Source organism: Bacillus sp. CBEL-1, assembly GCF_004348885.1.
GTDB lineage: Bacteria > Bacillota > Bacilli > Bacillales > Bacillaceae_H > Priestia > Priestia aryabhattai_A.
The window spans coordinates 1-19,283 of sequence record NZ_SBIM01000009.1; the positions used below are offsets into that span (position 1 = coordinate 1).

At 37.8% G+C, this 19,283-nt stretch carries 21 protein-coding genes, 2 rRNA genes and 2 other annotated features (1 of these 25 running past the window's edge); all 23 genes read left to right on the top strand.

The features are described 5' to 3' along the window. Nucleotides 1-173, top strand: a 23S ribosomal RNA gene (locus tag EPL02_RS07270); the annotation flags it as partial. Between the two features lie 110 nt (nucleotides 174-283). After that, nucleotides 284-399, top strand: a 5S ribosomal RNA gene (rrf, locus tag EPL02_RS07275). A 201-nt stretch (nucleotides 400-600) separates the two neighbouring features. Beyond that, nucleotides 601-1,062: a CtsR family transcriptional regulator gene (locus EPL02_RS07280; RefSeq protein ID WP_094913098.1), complete on the top strand. Its 462-nt coding sequence runs from the start codon at nucleotides 601-603 to the stop codon at nucleotides 1,060-1,062. A gap of 37 nt (nucleotides 1,063-1,099) precedes the next feature. Next, entirely contained in the window at nucleotides 1,100-1,639 is a 540-nt protein-coding gene (mcsA, locus tag EPL02_RS07285; RefSeq protein ID WP_094913097.1) for a protein-arginine kinase activator protein McsA, read from the top strand. 4 nt (nucleotides 1,640-1,643) lie between these two features. Beyond that, a complete protein-coding gene (gene mcsB / locus EPL02_RS07290; RefSeq protein WP_094913096.1) occupies nucleotides 1,644-2,711 on the top strand; it encodes a protein-arginine kinase McsB in 1,068 nt (355 codons plus the stop codon). A 20-nt stretch (nucleotides 2,712-2,731) separates the two neighbouring features. Continuing rightward, nucleotides 2,732-5,173, top strand: a complete 2,442-nt coding sequence (clpC, locus tag EPL02_RS07295) for an ATP-dependent protease ATP-binding subunit ClpC (RefSeq protein WP_094913095.1) — start codon at nucleotides 2,732-2,734, stop codon at nucleotides 5,171-5,173. 122 nt (nucleotides 5,174-5,295) lie between these two features. Then, the gene (gene radA / locus EPL02_RS07300; protein ID WP_094913094.1) at nucleotides 5,296-6,675 is read left to right on the top strand and encodes a DNA repair protein RadA; all 1,380 of its coding nucleotides are present in this window, start codon (nucleotides 5,296-5,298) and stop codon (nucleotides 6,673-6,675) included. Nucleotides 6,676-6,680: 5 nt separating this feature from the next. Beyond that, nucleotides 6,681-7,757, top strand: coding sequence for a DNA integrity scanning diadenylate cyclase DisA (disA, locus tag EPL02_RS07305; protein ID WP_131887384.1), 1,077 nt, complete (start codon nucleotides 6,681-6,683; stop codon nucleotides 7,755-7,757). 142 nt (nucleotides 7,758-7,899) lie between these two features. Then, nucleotides 7,900-8,997 (top strand): PIN/TRAM domain-containing protein, encoded by a 1,098-nt coding sequence (locus EPL02_RS07310; RefSeq protein WP_094913092.1) that lies wholly within the window; start codon nucleotides 7,900-7,902, stop codon nucleotides 8,995-8,997. A 25-nt stretch (nucleotides 8,998-9,022) separates the two neighbouring features. Next, nucleotides 9,023-9,712, top strand: coding sequence for a 2-C-methyl-D-erythritol 4-phosphate cytidylyltransferase (gene ispD / locus EPL02_RS07315; RefSeq protein ID WP_094913091.1), 690 nt, complete (start codon nucleotides 9,023-9,025; stop codon nucleotides 9,710-9,712). Nucleotides 9,713-9,724: 12 nt separating this feature from the next. Beyond that, entirely contained in the window at nucleotides 9,725-10,204 is a 480-nt protein-coding gene (gene ispF / locus EPL02_RS07320) for a 2-C-methyl-D-erythritol 2,4-cyclodiphosphate synthase (RefSeq protein WP_094913090.1), read from the top strand. Between the two features lie 101 nt (nucleotides 10,205-10,305). Next, nucleotides 10,306-11,763, top strand: coding sequence for a glutamate--tRNA ligase (gltX, locus tag EPL02_RS07325; RefSeq protein ID WP_131887385.1), 1,458 nt, complete (start codon nucleotides 10,306-10,308; stop codon nucleotides 11,761-11,763). A gap of 34 nt (nucleotides 11,764-11,797) precedes the next feature. Beyond that, nucleotides 11,798-12,021: a binding site (T-box leader), on the top strand. Between the two features lie 33 nt (nucleotides 12,022-12,054). Then, the gene (cysE, locus tag EPL02_RS07330) at nucleotides 12,055-12,723 is read left to right on the top strand and encodes a serine O-acetyltransferase (RefSeq protein WP_165932528.1); all 669 of its coding nucleotides are present in this window, start codon (nucleotides 12,055-12,057) and stop codon (nucleotides 12,721-12,723) included. Then, nucleotides 12,713-14,110, top strand: a complete 1,398-nt coding sequence (cysS, locus tag EPL02_RS07335; RefSeq protein WP_131887386.1) for a cysteine--tRNA ligase — start codon at nucleotides 12,713-12,715, stop codon at nucleotides 14,108-14,110. Before cysE ends, cysS begins: the two co-directional genes overlap by 11 nt. 7 nt (nucleotides 14,111-14,117) lie before the next feature. Then, the gene (locus EPL02_RS07340) at nucleotides 14,118-14,531 is read left to right on the top strand and encodes a Mini-ribonuclease 3 (RefSeq protein ID WP_094913086.1); all 414 of its coding nucleotides are present in this window, start codon (nucleotides 14,118-14,120) and stop codon (nucleotides 14,529-14,531) included. A gap of 1 nt (nucleotide 14,532) precedes the next feature. After that, nucleotides 14,533-15,279, top strand: coding sequence for a 23S rRNA (guanosine(2251)-2'-O)-methyltransferase RlmB (gene rlmB, locus EPL02_RS07345; RefSeq protein WP_094913085.1), 747 nt, complete (start codon nucleotides 14,533-14,535; stop codon nucleotides 15,277-15,279). A 1-nt stretch (nucleotide 15,280) separates the two neighbouring features. Further along, entirely contained in the window at nucleotides 15,281-15,790 is a 510-nt protein-coding gene (locus tag EPL02_RS07350) for an NYN domain-containing protein (RefSeq protein WP_094913084.1), read from the top strand. A 68-nt stretch (nucleotides 15,791-15,858) separates the two neighbouring features. After that, nucleotides 15,859-16,509 carry an RNA polymerase sporulation sigma factor SigH gene (gene sigH, locus EPL02_RS07355; RefSeq protein WP_025909710.1) on the top strand — a complete coding sequence of 217 codons (651 nt, stop codon included), beginning with the start codon at nucleotides 15,859-15,861 and terminating at the stop codon, nucleotides 16,507-16,509. A gap of 73 nt (nucleotides 16,510-16,582) precedes the next feature. Then, nucleotides 16,583-16,732 carry a 50S ribosomal protein L33 gene (gene rpmG / locus EPL02_RS07360; RefSeq protein WP_094913083.1) on the top strand — a complete coding sequence of 50 codons (150 nt, stop codon included), beginning with the start codon at nucleotides 16,583-16,585 and terminating at the stop codon, nucleotides 16,730-16,732. A gap of 53 nt (nucleotides 16,733-16,785) precedes the next feature. Beyond that, complete coding sequence (gene secE, locus EPL02_RS07365; RefSeq protein ID WP_094913082.1) at nucleotides 16,786-16,965, top strand: preprotein translocase subunit SecE; 180 nt, start codon at nucleotides 16,786-16,788, stop codon at nucleotides 16,963-16,965. Nucleotides 16,966-17,158: 193 nt separating this feature from the next. After that, nucleotides 17,159-17,692, top strand: coding sequence for a transcription termination/antitermination protein NusG (gene nusG, locus EPL02_RS07370; RefSeq protein WP_094913081.1), 534 nt, complete (start codon nucleotides 17,159-17,161; stop codon nucleotides 17,690-17,692). Between the two features lie 164 nt (nucleotides 17,693-17,856). Next, a complete protein-coding gene (gene rplK / locus EPL02_RS07375) occupies nucleotides 17,857-18,282 on the top strand; it encodes a 50S ribosomal protein L11 (protein WP_025909714.1) in 426 nt (141 codons plus the stop codon). 109 nt (nucleotides 18,283-18,391) lie between these two features. Continuing rightward, nucleotides 18,392-19,093: a 50S ribosomal protein L1 gene (rplA, locus tag EPL02_RS07380; protein ID WP_094913080.1), complete on the top strand. Its 702-nt coding sequence runs from the start codon at nucleotides 18,392-18,394 to the stop codon at nucleotides 19,091-19,093. Between the two features lie 62 nt (nucleotides 19,094-19,155). Continuing rightward, nucleotides 19,156-19,283, top strand: a sequence feature (ribosomal protein L10 leader region); it runs 16 nt beyond the window's last position.

Consider the following 19,283-nt stretch of genomic DNA (forward strand, 5'->3'; position numbering starts at 1 on the left):
GTGTGGACGGGATAAGTGCTGAAAGCATCTAAGCATGAAGCCCCCCTCAAGATGAGATTTCCCATAGTGCAAGCTAGTAAGATCCCTGAAAGATGATCAGGTTGATAGGTCAGAGGTGGAAGCACGGTGACGTGTGTAGCTGACTGATACTAATCGATCGAGGACTTAACCAAATTAGAAAAGCGAAGGCGACTGTTCAATTGTGAAAGGAGCCGTAGCTAGACAGTAAACTTAGTACTCAGCAAAATGTTATCTAGTTTTGAGAGAATAATCTCAATTCATGTCTGGTGGCGATAGCAGAGAGGTCACACCCGTTCCCATGCCGAACACGGAAGTTAAGTTCTCTAGCGCCGATGGTAGTTGGGACTTTGTCCCTGTGAGAGTAGGACGTTGCCAGGCACATTTAAAAGGATTAGCTTATAGCTAATCCTTTTTTTATTTCTCATTAATTTCAATAAATTACGTTTTGAACCCTATTTTAGTGGAAACCATAAAAGTAAGACAAAACTTATCAAACTACATAGTTGAAATTTCTTTCATTTCCTTTTATATTTAACTTAATAAGGTCAAATATAGTCAAAGTCAGAAGGAGGGTGCAATGTGCCAAATATCTCTGACATCATTGAACAGTATTTAAAAGAAGTGCTTGAATTAAGTGACAGAGAAATTGTGGAGATTAAACGTAGCGAAATCGCCGATAAGTTTCAATGTGTTCCGTCTCAAATCAACTACGTTATTAATACTCGCTTTACAATTGAAAGAGGTTATGTGGTTGAGAGTAAAAGAGGTGGAGGCGGCTTTATTAGAATTGCTAAAGTCCGAACTCATAATGCTTCTCATTTATTTCAACAAGTCATTGATCTTATCGAATCACAAATTTCACAGTCCTATGCTGAAAGCGTCATTTTCAGGTTAGTTGGAGAAAAGGTCATTACAGAGCGAGAAGCTAAGATAATGCTTAGCGTAATTCATCGATCGGTTATTGATCTTGAGCTACCATATCGTGATGAACTTCGAGCCAAGTTACTAAAAGCTATGTTAAATTCATTGAGGTATCGCTAATTGAATTGATTTTATGTAGACAGGGAGAGATGATTGCATGATTTGTCAGCAATGTGAGATTCGACCTGCAACACTTCACTTTACAAATGTAGTGAATGGGAATAAGACAGAAGTACACCTTTGCGAACAATGCGCTGCAGAGAGTGGAGATGTATTTTCTATATCATCTCAGCAAGGCTTTTCAATTAATAGTCTATTAGCAGGACTATTAAATTTTGAACCTTCTGCTACAGGTCCGAATACAATTAAAAAAGAACCACTACGTTGCCCTACATGCGGAATGACGTATCATCAATTTTCTAAAGTAGGTCGTTTTGGCTGTTCGAATTGTTATGAAACTTTTGAACAACCACTTGTTCCGTTTTTAAAGAGGTTACATGGGGGGAATTATTTACATCATGGTAAAATTCCAAAGAGAATTGGAAGTAATCTTCATTTAAAAAAGGAATTACAGGCTCTGAGATTGAATTTAAAGGAGTATATTGAAAAAGAGGAATTCGAAAAGGCTGCAGAGCTTCGAGATGAAATCCGCCTATTAGAGAAAAAAATTAATGAATCTACGGGAAAGGAGACATAGCCGAATGTCTGAACTATTCTTCACAAATCCCGTAAGCTCTTGGATGAAACAAGAAGCACCGGACTCTGATATTGTACTAAGCAGCAGAATTCGTCTAGCTAGAAACTTAACAAATTTTCTTTTTCCTACAATGTTAGCAAAAGAAAAAGCTGATGAAATTGTAAACGATTTTGATCAAGTATTTGAAGAAATAAGAAAAGCGGAAGATTTTGAGTTATCTTCTTTAAAAATGAGTGAATTAAAGTCACTAGAGAAACGAGTATTAGTAGAGAAGCATTTAATTAGCCCTCAATTAGCTGAATCTAATGCAGGAGCTTGTTATTTATCAAAACAAGAAGATTTAAGTATTATGGTTAATGAAGAAGATCATTTACGCATACAATGTTTATTTCCAGGCCTTCAATTATCTGAAGCATTGGAACGAGCTAATGAAGTAGATAATTTGATTGAAAATCGTGTAGATTACGCTTTTGATGAACAAAGAGGTTACTTAACGAGCTGTCCCACGAATGTTGGTACAGGACTTCGTGCTTCGGTTATGATGCATATGCCTGCGTTGGTTATGACTCGTCAAATTCATCGAATTATTCCTGCGATTAATCAATTAGGTTTAGTTGTAAGAGGAATTTATGGAGAGGGTAGCGAAGCACTAGGTAATATCTTTCAAGTTTCTAACCAAATTACGCTAGGAAAATCTGAAGCTGATATTGTATCAGACTTGAATAGCGTTGTAACACAGTTAATTGCTCAAGAAAAATCTGCAAGAGATGCATTATTTAAAACATCTCATTTAGAATTAGAAGATCGTGTTCATCGATCATATGGAGTATTAGCTCATAGTCGCATAATTGAATCTAAAGAAGCGTCTCAATGCTTGTCAGATGTTCGGTTAGGAATCGACTTGGGGTATATAACAGACATACCTAGAAATATTCTAAATGAACTTATTATAATGACGCAGCCAGGCTTTTTACAAAAGTATTCAGGCTCAGCATTAGATGCCCATGAGCGAGATGTTAAGAGAGCTACCTTAATTAGAGATCGCCTTAGCAATATTAAAAATATAGATTAAACGTGGAGGGTGACAGCCGTATGATGTTTGGAAGATTTACAGAGCGTGCACAGAAAGTATTAGCGTTAGCACAAGAAGAAGCTTTACGACTTGGACATAACAATATTGGAACTGAGCATATTTTATTAGGTATTGTGCGTGAAGGTGAAGGTATTGCTGCAAAGGCACTATCTGCACTAGGATTAAGTACTGAAAAAATTCAAAAAGAAGTTGAAGCGCTTATCGGAAGAGGTCAAGAGTTAACTCAAACAATTCATTATACGCCTCGCGCTAAAAAGGTAATTGAACTTTCAATGGATGAAGCAAGAAAACTAGGTCATTCATATGTAGGAACTGAGCATATTTTACTTGGTTTGATTCGTGAAGGCGAGGGTGTAGCAGCTCGCGTACTTAATAATTTAGGAGTGAGCTTAAATAAAGCTCGTCAACAAGTATTACACTTATTGGGTAGTAACGAAGCTGCTTCTAGCCATCAAGGTGGTGGAACTTCAAATGCAAATACACCAACTCTTGATAGTTTAGCTCGTGATCTAACAGTGGTAGCACGTGAAGGAAGTCTAGATCCAGTTATTGGGCGTAGTAAAGAAATTCAACGTGTTATTGAAGTGTTAAGTCGTCGTACAAAGAATAACCCGGTTCTTATCGGTGAACCAGGTGTAGGTAAAACAGCCATTGCAGAAGGGTTAGCCCAGCAAATTGTTAATAACGAAGTACCGGAAATTCTTCGAGATAAGCGCGTTATGACTTTAGATATGGGAACAGTAGTTGCTGGAACAAAATATCGTGGTGAATTTGAAGATCGTTTGAAAAAAGTAATGGACGAAATTCGTCAAGCTGGTAATATCATTCTATTTATCGATGAGTTGCATACACTAATTGGTGCTGGTGGTGCAGAAGGAGCAATTGATGCTTCAAACATTTTAAAACCATCCTTAGCACGTGGTGAATTACAATGTATTGGTGCTACTACTCTCGATGAATATCGAAAATATATTGAAAAAGATGCAGCTTTAGAGCGACGCTTCCAACCAATTCAAGTTGATGAGCCAACTCTAGATGAATCTATTCAAATTTTAAAAGGTTTAAGGGATCGTTATGAAGCTCATCACCGTGTATCGATTTCTGATGAAGCTATTGAACAGGCAGTAAAGTTATCCGATCGTTATATTTCAGATCGCTTTTTACCGGATAAAGCAATTGATTTAATTGATGAAGCTGGTTCAAAGGTTCGTTTACGTTCATTTACGACGCCACCTAACTTAAAAGAGTTAGAACAAAAGTTAGAATCTATTCGAAATGAAAAAGATGCTTCTGTTCAAAGTCAAGAATTTGAAAAAGCAGCATCATTACGTGATACAGAGCAACGCTTAAGAGAAGAATTAGAAGAAACAAAAAAAGCTTGGAAACAAGAGCAAGGTAAAGAAAATTCAGCTGTTACAGTAGAAGATATTGCGATGGTTGTATCTAGCTGGACTGGGGTACCAGTTTCAAAATTAGCTCAGGAAGAATCAGAGCGCTTGCTAAACATGGAAGAGATTTTACACTCTCGTGTTATTGGCCAAGAAGAAGCTGTAAAAGCAGTGGCAAAAGCTGTTCGTCGTGCAAGAGCAGGCTTGAAAGATCCAAAGCGTCCAATCGGTTCATTTATTTTCTTAGGACCAACGGGTGTAGGTAAAACAGAACTTGCTAGGGCTTTAGCTGAATCAATGTTTGGTGACGAAGATGCGATGATTCGCATTGATATGTCAGAGTACATGGAAAAGCATTCTACTTCTCGTTTAGTAGGGTCTCCTCCAGGTTACGTTGGATATGATGAAGGTGGACAGTTAACTGAGAAAGTTAGAAGAAAGCCATATTCTGTTGTACTGCTAGATGAGATTGAAAAAGCACATCCGGATGTATTTAACATCCTACTACAAGTGCTAGAAGACGGCCGCTTAACTGATTCAAAAGGTCGTACAGTAGACTTCCGAAATACAATTTTAATCATGACTTCAAATGTTGGTGCAGATACGTTAAAACGTAGCAAGCACCTTGGATTTACGGTTGAAGCAGAGGGTCAGGACTATAAAGATATGAAAGGGAAAGTAATGAGTGAGATGAAACGTGCTTTCCGCCCAGAGTTTCTTAACCGTATCGACGAGATTATTGTCTTCCATTCGTTAGAGAAACCACACCTAGCTGAAATTGTGAAGCTAATGGCTGATCAATTAACTAGACGCTTAAAAGAACAAGAAATTGAGTTGGAATTAACGACTGCAGCAATTGATAAGATTGCAGAAGAAGGCTTTGATCCAGAGTATGGGGCGCGTCCTTTACGTCGAGCAATTCAAAAGCATGTTGAAGATCGTTTATCTGAAGAGTTACTAAGAGGCGTAATTCAAAAAGGTCAAAAGGTAACGTTAGATGTAGAAGGTGAAAACTTTACTGTTAAATCTTCTTCACCGAGCAGCATTAGCTAAAGAGTTAAGAACATGTGGGGCATACGACAAAATACGTATGCCTCCATTTTTATTTACCATATAAAGATAGTGTACAATAGCATCAAGGACTTTTATAAAGAACGAGGAGAATATACTAAATAATGAGTAAAAGAAAAACAAAATTTTCATGCCAACATTGTGGATATGAATCGGCTAAATGGATGGGAAAGTGTCCTGGGTGTGGCAGTTGGAATTCGATGGTAGAAGAAATTGAAGAGACAAAGTCTTCAAGGCGAGGAGGAGCTTTTTCTGGCGCAACTTCTACAAAGGTGCAAAAGCCTCAATCTATTACAAGTATTGAATCAACGACTGAACCAAGGATATATACAAAATCGCCTGAATTAAACCGTGTTTTAGGCGGAGGAATTGTCAGAGGATCACTAGTCTTAATTGGAGGAGATCCTGGTATAGGTAAGTCAACTTTATTGCTCCAAACGTCAGCTCAGTTAGCTATGAATAAGCATAAAGTGCTTTATATATCTGGTGAGGAGTCAACAAAGCAAACAAAGCTAAGAGCCGATCGCTTAGGTATTAAAGCGGAAGATTTGTATGTGCATGCAGAAACAAACTTAGAGTCAATTACAGAAGCTATCTCAAGTATGAATCCAGAACTTGTGATTATTGATTCAATTCAAACAATTTATCACGGTGACGTTACGTCAGCGCCAGGAAGCGTTTCTCAAGTACGTGAGTGTACTGCTGAGTTAATGCGAATTGCAAAAACAAACGGCATCGCCATTTTTATTGTAGGTCATGTTACCAAAGAAGGAGCTATTGCCGGTCCAAGGTTACTTGAACATATGGTAGACAGTGTTTTGTATTTTGAAGGAGAACGTCACCATACGTATCGAATTTTAAGAGCAGTAAAAAATCGCTTTGGTTCAACAAACGAAATGGGTATTTTTGAAATGAAGGAAAGTGGTTTGGAAGAAGTGCTCAATCCATCTGAAATCTTTTTAGAAGAACGCTCTCAAGGTGCAGCCGGTTCTGTAGTTGTGGCTTCGATGGAGGGGACTCGTCCTGTATTGGTAGAGTTACAGGCACTGATTAGTCCAACAAGTTTTGGAAATCCTAGGAGGATGTCCACAGGGCTTGATCATAACCGTGTATCGCTTATTATGGCGGTATTAGAAAAGCGAGTAGGACTGCTTTTGCAAAATCAAGATGCATACTTAAAAGTAGCAGGTGGAGTAAAGTTAGATGAGCCGGCTATTGATTTGGCGGTTGCAGTTAGCATTGCATCTAGTTTTAAAGATGCACCTTCAAATCCTACAGATGTAGTAGTAGGAGAGGTTGGGTTAACAGGTGAAGTTCGAAGAGTGTCTCGAATTGAACAACGAGTACAAGAAGCTGTAAAGTTAGGGTTTAAGCGAATCATTGTTCCTGAAAAAAACTTAGGTGGTTGGAAAATACCAGAAGGCATTGACGTAGTAGGGGTGTCCACTGTGTCAGAAGCGTTACAGTACACGTTAGGAGGTTAAAACGGATGAATGATGAAAAGACAACAGAGCAAAAGCAAATCTCTGATATTTTAGAATTTGTGGCTCCTGGAACCCCTTTTCGCGATGGTATTGAAAATGTGTTAAGAGCTAAGACTGGAGGGTTAATCGTAATTGGATACAATGATCAAGTGAAAAAGATGGTAGACGGAGGGTTTTCAATTAACTGTGCATTTACACCAGCTCATTTGTATGAGTTGGCTAAAATGGACGGAGCACTTATTTTAAATGATAGTGGTAGTAAGATCTTGTTCGCAAATGCTCAATTAATGCCTGATCCTTCTACTCCTTCTTCACAAACCGGTATGCGACATCGTACAGCAGAGCGGGTTGCGAAGCAGTCAGGAGTATTGGTTATTGCTATTTCACAGCGTCGAAATGTTATTACGCTGTATAAAGGGTCGTCTCAATATGTACTTAAAGATATTAGTGTTATTTTAGCAAAAGCAAACCAAGCACTTGGTACCTTGGAGAAATATAAAGCAGTTTTAGATGAGTCCATTAATAGCCTAAGTGCTTTAGAGTTTGAAGAACAAGTAACTCATACAGACGTTTTGCAATCTTTGCATCGCATTGAAATGGTATTGCGAATTAAAAACGAAATCTTAAGTTATATTAGTGAGTTAGGAACCGAAGGAAGGTTAATTCGTCTTCAGATGAATGAATTGCTGTCTCACCTAGAAGAAGAAGCAATTCTATTAATGAAAGATTATATGTATGATACAAGCGTAGAGCCAACAAAAGTAATTGAAAAGATGCAGCAACCATCTAATAACGTGTTATTAGATGATCAAACTCTCTTAAGACTAATGGGGTACCCAATCTATACGAGCTTTGAAGAGGGAGTTGTTCCGAGAGGGTATCGAATGCTTCATAAAATCCCGCGACTACCGTCTATTATTATTGAGAACTTAATTGAAGAACTAGGTGACCTCAAATCTATTACGGATGCAACCGTTCAGGAGCTTGATGAGGTAGAGGGTATAGGTGAAATACGTGCTCGTAAAATTCAACAAGGATTAAAGCGTCTCAAGGAACAACATTTGCTAAACCGTCAGCTCTAGGATATTAATTGACTTTTTAATCTTGATTAGGATATTGTGAAAATACTAAAAGAGTGACATTTTGTTTACAAATTATGTTTTCAATTAAATAAAAGGTTTCAATCATTGTAAACTGTTTATAATGATAAAGGGAGGTGAAGGCGTGTTAAAGCGTTTTGTTCAATTGTTTTTTATCATAACAGGTGGTACATTAGGAATCTTTCTTATTCCAGAACTTATTGAATTATTAAGTCTAAAAGATATTGCATTACTAGACAAGTCATACATTCACGCCCCTTTAGGTGCAATTCTCTTTTATGTGATAACATTCTGGCTAGTAGATTATGTTGTAGGCTTCATTCGCCGCATTGAAGAGTCTCTTGTAAAGGCACCAGTAACAGATGTTTTATTTGGGAGTTTAGGCTTAATATTAGGCTTAATTGTGGCCTATTTAGTTGGTACGTTCCTAGGGAAAATTCAGCTACAAGTAGTTAGTACAGTTTTACCAATCTTCTTAAGTATTTTGTTAGGTTACTTAGGCTTTCAAGTAGGGTTTAAAAAGAGAGATGAGTTGGTTAATGTTTTTTCAATGCCTACTCGTATTGGTAAGAAAAAAGGCTCGGAAGAAGAGCAAGAGAATAATCAATCCTTGCAATCTTTAAAGATTTTAGATACAAGCGTTATTATCGATGGACGCATTGCAGATATATGTCAAACTGGCTTTTTAGATGGAACGATTGTCATTCCTCGCTTTGTATTAGAAGAGCTTCAGCATATCGCAGATTCATCAGATGTTTTAAAGCGCAATAGAGGTCGTCGAGGTCTTGATATCTTAAATCGAATTCAAAAAGAATTGTCTATGAAGGTAGAGATTTACGAGGGTGACTTTGAAGACATTCAAGAGGTGGATAGTAAACTTGTAAAGTTAGCAAAAGTTACTTCAGGCCTCGTTGTAACAAATGATTTTAACTTAAACAAAGTATGCGAACTGCAAAATGTAGGGGTTTTAAATATTAATGACTTAGCAAACGCTGTCAAACCAATTGTTTTACCAGGAGAAGAAATGAATGTACTTGTCATTAAGGATGGTAAGGAACATAATCAAGGTATTGCCTACTTAGACGATGGTACAATGATTGTTGTAGAGGAAGGCCGCAACTATATAGGCAAGCAAATTGATGTGCTTGTGACAAGCGTGCTCCAAACATCAGCTGGTCGAATGATTTTTGCTAAGCCTAAGCTCTTAGAAAAAGCCCTCTAATTTTCAGCTATAAGGGAGAAGGAACATGCAATACGATGTAATTGTTTTAGCAGCAGGACAAGGTAAGCGGATGAAAGCAGGGCGCAATAAGCAGTTCTTATTAATTCGAGACGTACCTCTTCTTGTTCATACACTAAATATATTTGAAACTGATCATACATGTAACAGCATTATTTTAGTTATCAATGACCAAGAACTAGAGGATATTACATCACTTTTAGAGCAATATCCGATGCGTAAAGTTAAGTCAGTGGTATCGGGTGGTCAAGAACGTCAGCATAGCGTGTATAATGGATTGAAAGCCCTTAAGCTTTCCAAAGTGGTTCTTATCCATGACGGTGCTAGGCCATTTGTGAAACATCACCACATCCACAAACTTGTACAAGAAGCAGCACTTAAAGAAGCGGCAACCTTAGGCGTTCCTGTTAAAGAGACGATTAAGAAAGTAGAAAACAACATCGTAGTGGAAACGATTGAACGCTCTAGCTTGTGGTCTATTCAAACCCCACAAGCTTTTCTTTCGTCTACGATTCAAAAAGCTCATCATTTAGCGAAAGAAACTGGCTATCTAGGAACAGATGATGCAAGCTTAGTGGAACAGTTAGGGCAGAAAGTCGCGATTGTACAAGGAGACTACGATAATATAAAATTAACAACACCAGAAGATTTGATTTATGCAGAAGCTATTTTAACAAAGTTGGAACAAAACAACTAAGAGGTGAAGGAAATGAATATACGTGTTGGGCAAGGGTTTGACGTTCATCAATTTGCAACAGGACGTCCACTAATTATTGGAGGAATTGAAATCCCATATGAGAGAGGGTTACTAGGCCATTCTGATGCGGACGTACTTCTACATACGATTGCAGATGCACTGTTAGGAGCAGTAGCTCAAGGAGATATCGGTAAGCATTTTCCAGACACTGATCCTGAGTTTAAAGATGCAGATTCAGCTAAGCTTTTACAACATGTTTGGAAACTAGTGAAAGAAGAAGGCTATGCACTCAGCAATGTAGATTGTACAATTATTGCACAGAAGCCTAAGATGGCACCGTACATCCAGCCAATTCGAGAGCGTATTGCCGAATTATTAGAAGCTGAAGTGTCACAGATTAATGTTAAAGCAACGACGACAGAAAAACTAGGCTTTACTGGCCGTGAAGAAGGGATTGCTTCACAAGCCGCGGTGTTAGTATATCAAAAATAATCCAGAGTCTTTAACAGAATTACATTTGGTGATAAAATTAACAATGTCGAAAAATAATAAATTACATACCTACGTAAAATAAACTGGAGGTTATCCTACTTATGTCAAAAGAAGTACGCGTTCGCTATGCACCGAGTCCAACTGGGCACCTTCATATCGGAAACGCACGAACAGCTTTATTTAATTATTTATTTGCTCGCAATCAAAACGGTAAATTCATTATTCGTATTGAAGATACAGATCAAAAGCGTAACATTGAAGGTGGAGAAGAAAGCCAGCTTCGCTATTTAAAGTGGTTAGGTATTGATTGGGATGAAAGTATTGATATCGGTGGAAAATACGGTCCTTATCGTCAATCCGAACGCACAGAAATTTACCAAAAATATACGGACGAACTATTAGAAAAAGGTGCAGCTTACTATTGCTACTGTACAGAAGAAGAATTAGAAAAAGAACGTGAAGAACAGACTGAAAATGGTCAAATGCCACGCTACTCAGGCAAATGCCGTAACTTAACAGAAGAGCAACAAAAAGAGTTAGCGGCAGAAGGTCGTAAGCCAAGCATCCGCTTCCGAGTTCCAACGGGTACAATAGTTAAGTTCAACGATATTGTTAAAGATGAAGTAGCATTCGAGTCTGATGGTATCGGTGACTATGTTATCGTGAAAAAAGATGGTACGCCAACTTATAACTACGCTGTAGCTGTTGATGATCATTTAATGGAAATGACGCACGTTTTACGTGGAGACGATCATATCTCAAATACACCAAAACAAATTATGATTTATAATGCGTTAGGCTGGGAACCACCTGTATTTGGTCATATGACATTGATTGTAAATGAAAGTCGTCGCAAACTAAGTAAGCGTGATGAGTCTATTATCCAATTTATCGAGCAGTATAAAGAATTAGGCTACTTGCCTGAAGCTCTGTTCAATTTTATTACAATGCTTGGATGGTCACCTGTAGGGGAAGAAGAAATCTTCTCAAAAGAGCAGTTTATTGAAATTTTTGATCCTGCTCGTTTATCTAAATCACCAGCATTGTTTGATACGAATAAACTTCGTTGGATGAACAATCAATATATGAAACAGCTTGATTTAGATGAAGTTGTAGACCTGTCTCTTCCTCACCTTGTAAAAGCTGGTCGTGTAGAAGAGCAAATGACGGAAGAACAAACGAAGTGGGTAAAAGAACTCATTGCCCTTTATCAAGAACAAATGAGCTACGGTGCAGAAATCGTGGAGCTAACAGAAATGTTCTTTAAAACAGAAATTGAGTACAATGAAGAAGCGAAAGCTGTACTTGCAGAAGAGCAGGTACCCGAAGTCCTACAAGCTTTTGCAGCGGAAATTGAAGCAATGGAAACATTTAGTCCTGAAGAAATTAAAGCAGCAACAAAAGCTGTTCAAAAATCAACAGGCCACAAAGGTAAGAAACTATTTATGCCAATCCGTGTAGCTACAACGGGTGAAACACATGGGCCAGAATTACCAAAAGCTATTTCACTACTTGGTAAAGACACAGTTTTAGCTCGTCTAGCAAAAGTTTCTGGTTAACAAATTGATTTAAAACCCATATAGTTAATATATATTGAAATCGTTGATAAGGAGAAGTAAATAGGTTATGGCTTTTTTAGAGAGGATTACCATCGGCTGAAAGTAATCCATGCTCATACCTATTGAAATGCACCTTAGAGACTTTTGCTGAAAACAGAGGTTAGTAAGCAGGAGCGGGTATCGCCGTTACACGAGATGAGTTGGAGTGCATATTTGCATTCAAGCAGAGTGGAACCGCGTATAAGAAACGTCTCTGTGTCAGTTGACACAGAGACGTTTTTTTTATAAAAAATGGGGGGTGAGAAAGTGATAAAGATGTTAAAAGAGGATATTGAGGTGATATTTGAACAAGACCCTGCTGCTAGGAGCTACATTGAAGTGATTTTAACGTATTCTGGGCTCCATGCTATCTGGTCACATCGTTTAGCTCATGCGTTGTTTAAACGCAAATGGTTCTTTTTAGCACGTGTAATTTCACAAATCAGTCGCTTCTTCACAGGAATCGAAATTCATCCGGGGGCAAAAATAGGACGACGCTTTTTTATTGACCACGGAATGGGAATTGTAATTGGAGAGACTTGTGAAATAGGAGACAATGTCACGGTTTATCAAGGAGTAACTTTAGGTGGTACGGGAAAAGAGAAAGGAAAACGTCATCCAACTATTAAAGACCACGTTCTTATTGCCACGGGTGCTAAAGTTTTAGGATCGATTACCATTAACGAGAACTCAAAGATTGGTGCTGGTTCGGTTGTTTTAAATGACGTTCCTGAGAATTCAACGGTTGTAGGAATTCCAGGTCGAGTCGTCATTCAAAATGGGGTTCGTATTAAAGATTTAAATCATCAAGATTTACCAGATCCAGATGCAGAACGATTTAAGCAGCTTGAATACCAATTAAGTGAACTACAACAAGAAATTAAGCAGCTCAAAGAAGGGAAGATTTATCATGACAATTAAGCTATATAATACATTAACTCGTCAAAAAGAAGTGTTTACACCTTTAGAAGAAAACAAGGTTAAAATGTATGTCTGTGGTCCAACTGTTTATAACTATATTCATATTGGAAACGCAAGACCTGCTATTGTATTCGATACAGTACGTCGTTATCTAGAGTTTAGAGGGTATGAAGTACAATATGTTTCAAACTTCACGGACGTTGATGACAAGCTAATTCGAGCAGCTAAAGAGCTAGGTGAAGATGTACCAACGATTGCAGAACGATTTATTAACGCTTATTTTGAGGATACGACAGCACTTGGTTGCAAACATGCGACTATACATCCTCGCGTAACGGAAAATATGGATATTATTATTGATTTTATTGATGAGTTAGTTAAAAAAGGCTATGCATATGAGTCAGATGGAGACGTTTATTATCGCACAAGAAAGTTTGAAGGTTACGGCAAACTTTCACACCAGTCAATTGATGAGCTGCAATCAGGTGCTCGTATTGAAGTTGGGGAAAAGAAAGAAGATCCGTTAGACTTTACGTTATGGAAAGCAGCAAAAAATGATGAAATTGCATGGGATAGCCCATGGGGACAAGGAAGACCAGGGTGGCATATCGAGTGTTCAGCAATGGCTCGCAAATACTTAGGGGATACAATCGATATTCATGCCGGTGGTCAGGATTTATCGTTTCCGCATCATGAAAATGAAATTGCGCAGTCTGAAGCATTGACGGGTAAGACATTTGCGAAATATTGGTTGCATAATGGTTATATTAATATTGATAACGAAAAAATGTCGAAGTCATTAGGTAACTTTGTACTTGTACATGACATTATTCAAAAGCATGACCCATCACTACTAAGGTTCTTTATTTTATCAGTACATTACCGTCATCCAATCAATTATAACGAAGAAATTCTAGAGAATACTCGCAAAGGATATGAACGATTACAAACGGCTTATATGAATTTAAAGCACCGTTTGGATGCAGCCACAGACTTAAGTGATGATAATTCTGAATGGGCAGCTAAAATTGATGAGCTTCACAACAGCTTTATCAAAGAAATGGATGACGACTTCAATACAGCAAATGCTATCTCTGTATTGTTTGAACTAGCTAAGCAAGCAAATGTGTATCTGCTTGAGAGTACGACATCAAAAGAAGTGATTGAAGCATTCATTAATGAATTTAACCAGTTAGGTGGAGCTTTGGGCTTAACATTTGGTGCTCAAGAATTAGTAGATGAGGAAATTGAAAATCTCATTCAACAGCGAATTGATGCCCGTAAAAACCGTGATTTTAAATTAGCTGACCAAATTCGCGACGAATTAAAAGCTAAAAATATTATTTTAGAGGATACGGCTCAAGGAACGCGTTGGAAAAGAGGATGATTGTTTGATGATTGAAAAGAAGTTAGATGTAAAGCAGTTGAATAGTCTAGCATTAGCTTATATGGGTGATGCAGTATTCGATTTACATGTTCGTAAACATTTGCTTGGGTTAGGGACAGTGCGCCCTAACCAACTTCATAATAAAGCTAAAAAATATGTGTCTGCTAAAGCGCAGGCTCAAATTGTCTATCATTTCAAAGAAAATGATTTTTTAGATGATGAAGAACTAGCTGTGCTAAGAAGAGGGCGTAATGCAAAATCAGGAACAGTTCCTAAAAACACAGATGTACAAACATATCGCTATAGCACAGCATTTGAAGCGTTAGTTGGCTACCATTATTTATTGGGTAACGATGAACGTGCTCATGAAATTATTACAAAAGCAATCTCTTTCATCTTTGAAGGAGAGGGAGGAAATTAATATGCAGCAACAAGATTATATTATCGGACGAAATGCCGTATTAGAAGCATTAAAATCAGAAAGAGAAATTAACAAGCTATGGATTGCAGAAGGATCTCAGGGTGGCTCTATGGGAGAGATTGTAAAATTTGCTAAACGAAATGGCGTATTGGTGCAGTATGTGCCTAAAAAGAAAATCGAACAAATGGTTCAGGGGACACATCAAGGTGTATTGGCTTTAGTTGCGGCGTATTCATATGCTGAAGTTGATGAACTGTTTGAAAAAGCAGCACAAAAAAATGAAGATCCTTTTTTCTTAATACTAGATGAGTTGGAAGATCCACACAACCTAGGTTCAATTATGAGAACAGCGGATGCAGTTGGTGCTCACGGCATTATTATTCCAAAGCGTAGATCTGTTGGGCTAACATCAACTGTGGCTAAATCATCAACAGGAGCTATTGAACATATTCCAGTTGCTCGCGTAACGAACTTAGCTCGCACCATTGATGAATTAAAAGAAAGAGGAGTATGGGTAGCTGGTACGGATGCAAAAGAAAGTGATGACTACCGAAATTTAGATGGTACAATGCCACTGGCTTTAGTTATCGGAAGCGAAGGTAAAGGAATGAGTCGCCTTGTTCGAGAAAAGTGTGACTTTTTAGTAAAGCTTCCAATGGTTGGTCACGTAACATCTTTAAATGCATCAGTAGCAGCAAGTTTATTGATGTATGAAGTGTATCGTAAACGTCACCCATTAGGAAGATAAAATGGACATTTTATTAGTAGATGGTTATAACATGATTGGTGCATGGCCTAACTTACGGAATCTACGTGATCATGATTTAGCGGGAGCCCGAGATTTACTTATTGAAAAGCTCGCCGAGTACCAAGCTTATACAGGCTACCGTGTCATTGTGGTATTTGATGCGCATATGGTTCAAGGGATTGAAAAGAAAGCTCATAATTATAAAATTGAAGTCGTGTTTACACGTGAAAATGAAACAGCTGATGAATACATTGAAAAGCTGGCTCAAGATTTAAATAATGTAGCCACGCAGGTTCATGTTGCGACATCAGACTTTACTGAACAGTGGGCGATATTTGGTCAAGGAGCATTACGTAAATCAGCCCGGGAATTATATAATGAAATTCAAGAGATTGAAAGATTTATTAAAATTGAAGTAAAGTCCATTCAAACGCAAAAACCAGCGGCGAGGATTAAATTGTCTGACGGAGTTGCTGAAATTTTCGAAAAATGGAGACGTGGTGAGAAGTGACGCTGTTGACGGTGAAGAATTAGCTACTGTATAATATTTCTATCTACTGTGCGGTCAGGGGGATCGATATGGGCGATAACTATGGGAGAAAACTTCATGCTCATTTCGAACAACAAGAAGATGAAGAAGTTGTCGAGCTTGTGCATAAAGGTGACATTGATGCATTAGAGTATTTGATTCACAAGTACAAGAATTTTGTTCGAGCTAAGGCACGGTCGTACTTTTTAATAGGGGCAGATAGAGAAGATATTATTCAAGAAGGCATGATAGGGCTGTATAAAGCTATTCGTGACTTTAGAGAAGATAAGCTTACTTCATTTAAAGCATTTGCTGAACTATGTATTACGAGGCAAATCATTACAGCCATAAAAACGGCTACAAGACAAAAGCATATTCCGCTAAATTCTTATGTGTCGTTGGACAAGCCTATTTACGATGAGGAATCTGATCGAACATTGCTAGATGTTATTTCAGGAACCAAGGTCATGAACCCGGAAGAACTCTTGATTAACAGAGAAAAGTTCGATGATATCGAGTTAAAGATGGCAGAACTTTTGAGTGATTTAGAAAGAAAAGTATTAGTATTGTATTTAGACGGTCGTTCTTATCAAGAAATCTCAGAAGATTTAAACCGCCACGTAAAATCGATTGATAATGCTTTACAAAGAGTTAAGCGTAAGTTAGAGCGCTACTTAGAAATCCGTGAAATTACCACATAGCCTGTATTGACACAGGAAGAAAGTGTGTGATACTTTCTTATAGACATTATCACTTATATAGGTGGCTAATAAAATGCGTAAAAAAGTTGTAATGGCATGTGTAGAATGTGGTAGTCGTAACTATACAACGATGAAAAGTACAGAGCAAAACAACATTCGTTTAGAGATGAAGAAGTTTTGCAAATCTTGCAACTCACATGTCCAGCATCGTGAAACAAAATAGATCAAAAAGCTGCACAGATTAATACCCCTTTTATTTTAATGGAGGTTACAAACATGAACCGTGTAGGGAAATTTTTGCGTGACGTTGGTCGTGAAATGAAGAAGGTCAGCTGGCCTAAACGAAATGAACTAGTTCGCTATACAATTACAGTTGTTTCTACAGTTATTTTCATGACCGTCTTTTTCGCAATTGTCGATTATGGAATCTCATCATTGATTCGTTTAATCCCTTGAATAATTTAATGATAATCATGGTATAATGAAACTAAATGATGATTTCTTCTTAAAAAGCCCGTTTACGGGTTTTTTAATTTGTTTTGAGAATGATATGAACTAGAGTGGATTTATATTCTAGTTTATCTTCTGTGCAATAGATACTTGAACACTTTACAGGAAGCTGGGAGGGAAGGACATTACGTCCTCAAAAATGGAGAAAAATTGGTATGTTGTTCATACTTATTCAGGGTATGAAAATAAAGTAAAGACAAATTTAGAAAAGCGTGTAGAAACAATGGGCATGCAGGATAAAATCTTTCGTGTAGTTGTACCTGAAGAAGAAGAAAGAGAAATTAAAAACAATAAAGAAAAGATAACGAAGAAAAAAGTATTTCCAGGTTATGTGTTAGTAGAGATTATTATGACAGATGATTCATGGTACGTGGTGCGTAATACCCCTGGTGTAACAGGCTTCGTCGGATCAGCTGGTTCAGGTTCTAAACCGACACCTCTATTACCAGAAGAAGTGGAAATGATTTTAAAACAAATGGGTATGGATGAAAGCCATGCTGGATTTGACTTTGAACTAAAAGAAACTGTTCTAGTTAAAGAAGGCCCGTTTGCAAACTTTGAAGGTACAATTGAAGAAATCGACACAGACAAGCGCAAAATTAAGGTTCATGTTGATATGTTTGGACGTCAAACACCTGTTGAGTTAGAGTTTACACAAATTGAAAAAATATAACCTTTAAAACCTTGCAATTCATTTGTTTTAATGTTAATATTTCATAAGTCAGTATGTCTCAATCCTGAGACTAAAACAACTATTTCTTTATTTTATATATAAAGAACTTGGAGTGGGAGGGCATCGCCCTATTACCACATCACGGACTTAAGGAGGTGTGTCTCGTGGCTAAAAAAGTAATTAAACTTGTAAAATTACAAATTCCTGCTGGTAAAGCAAACCCAGCACCACCAGTTGGTCCTGCATTAGGTCAAGCCGGTGTTAACATCATGGGATTCTGTAAAGAATTTAACGCTCGCACAGCTGATCAAGCTGGTTTAATCATTCCTGTTGAAATCACGGTATTTGAAGACCGTTCATTTACATTTATTACGAAAACTCCACCTGCTGCTGTATTACTTAAGAAAGCGGCTGGTATTGAGTCAGGTTCTGGTGAACCAAACCGTAATAAAGTTGCAACAGTCAAGCGTGACAAAGTACGTGAGATTGCTGAAACAAAAATGCCTGACCTAAACGCTGCTAACGTTGAGTCTGCAATGCGTATGGTAGAAGGTACAGCACGTAGCATGGGAATCGTAGTTGAAGACTAATCCCAAATGATTAGGTGTTAGAAGGTTGCGAGATAGGGGATAGCTTCCATTTCGCAACCTTTATTAGTGGGAGGTTATTCCGTTAATACCACATAAGGAGGAAAAGAACATGGCTAAAAAAGGTAAAAAGTACATTGAAGCTGCGAAGCTTGTAGATCGTACACAAGCTTACTCAGTTCAAGAAGCAATTGAATTAGTAAAGAAAACAAACACAACTAAATTTGATGCAACTGTTGAAGTAGCATTCCGTTTAGGTGTTGACCCTAAGAAAGCTGACCAACAAATTCGTGGTGCAGTAGTACTTCCAAATGGTACTGGTAAAACTCAACGTGTATTAGTATTCGCTAAAGGTGAGAAAGCGAAAGAAGCAGAAGCTGCTGGAGCTGACTACGTTGGCGATTCTGATTACATCAACAAAATCCAACAAGGTTGGTTTGAGTTTGACGTAATCGTTGCTACACCAGACATGATGGGTGAAGTTGGTAAACTTGGTCGCGTATTAGGACCAAAAGGTTTAATGCCAAACCCTAAGACTGGTACTGTAACATTTGATGTTGAGAAAGCAGTTAACGAAATCAAAGCTGGTAAAGTAGAATACCGCGTTGATAAAGCTGGTAACATCCACGTGCCAATCGGTAAAGTATCATTCGAAGATAGCAAGTTAGTTGAAAACTTCACTACAATCTTCGAAACTATGCAAAAAGCTAAGCCTGCAGCTGCAAAAGGAACATACATGAAGAACTTAGCTGTATCTTCAACTATGGGCCCTGGTATCAAAGTTGATATCGCAACTTTCAGCGCAGCTAACTAATTATTGGAAATAAATTGGTGTTGACTTTCTAAGTCGAACTGATTACAATAGATAATGTTGTTAAAAAAATAACATTTGTACCGTAGACAGTAGGTGCCTACAAGGCTTAATTTCCTACCGAGGTGTGTGTGATAAATTAGTGAACGTTCTGATTCGCTTATAACACCTCCATGTCTTAGTTGTCATGGAG

Excerpts from the sequence above, each read along its gene's own strand:
- rlmB (WP_094913085.1), top strand. The coding sequence starts at position 14,533 with ATGCAGCAACAAGATTATATTATCGGACGAAATGCCGTATTAGAAGCA.
- gltX (WP_131887385.1), top strand. The coding sequence starts at position 10,306 with ATGTCAAAAGAAGTACGCGTTCGCTATGCACCGAGTCCAACTGGGCAC.
- EPL02_RS07340 (WP_094913086.1), top strand. The coding sequence starts at position 14,118 with ATGATTGAAAAGAAGTTAGATGTAAAGCAGTTGAATAGTCTAGCATTA.
- sigH (WP_025909710.1), top strand. The coding sequence starts at position 15,859 with ATGGGCGATAACTATGGGAGAAAACTTCATGCTCATTTCGAACAACAA.
- cysS (WP_131887386.1), top strand. The coding sequence starts at position 12,713 with ATGACAATTAAGCTATATAATACATTAACTCGTCAAAAAGAAGTGTTT.
- rpmG (WP_094913083.1), top strand. The coding sequence starts at position 16,583 with ATGCGTAAAAAAGTTGTAATGGCATGTGTAGAATGTGGTAGTCGTAAC.
- EPL02_RS07350 (WP_094913084.1), top strand. The coding sequence starts at position 15,281 with ATGGACATTTTATTAGTAGATGGTTATAACATGATTGGTGCATGGCCT.
- secE (WP_094913082.1), top strand. The coding sequence starts at position 16,786 with ATGAACCGTGTAGGGAAATTTTTGCGTGACGTTGGTCGTGAAATGAAG.
- rplA (WP_094913080.1), top strand. The coding sequence starts at position 18,392 with ATGGCTAAAAAAGGTAAAAAGTACATTGAAGCTGCGAAGCTTGTAGAT.
- cysE (WP_165932528.1), top strand. The coding sequence starts at position 12,055 with ATGGGGGGTGAGAAAGTGATAAAGATGTTAAAAGAGGATATTGAGGTG.
- disA (WP_131887384.1), top strand. The coding sequence starts at position 6,681 with ATGAATGATGAAAAGACAACAGAGCAAAAGCAAATCTCTGATATTTTA.
- mcsB (WP_094913096.1), top strand. The coding sequence starts at position 1,644 with ATGTCTGAACTATTCTTCACAAATCCCGTAAGCTCTTGGATGAAACAA.
- ispD (WP_094913091.1), top strand. The coding sequence starts at position 9,023 with ATGCAATACGATGTAATTGTTTTAGCAGCAGGACAAGGTAAGCGGATG.
- radA (WP_094913094.1), top strand. The coding sequence starts at position 5,296 with ATGAGTAAAAGAAAAACAAAATTTTCATGCCAACATTGTGGATATGAA.
- nusG (WP_094913081.1), top strand. The coding sequence starts at position 17,159 with ATGGAGAAAAATTGGTATGTTGTTCATACTTATTCAGGGTATGAAAAT.
- clpC (WP_094913095.1), top strand. The coding sequence starts at position 2,732 with ATGATGTTTGGAAGATTTACAGAGCGTGCACAGAAAGTATTAGCGTTA.
- ispF (WP_094913090.1), top strand. The coding sequence starts at position 9,725 with ATGAATATACGTGTTGGGCAAGGGTTTGACGTTCATCAATTTGCAACA.
- mcsA (WP_094913097.1), top strand. The coding sequence starts at position 1,100 with ATGATTTGTCAGCAATGTGAGATTCGACCTGCAACACTTCACTTTACA.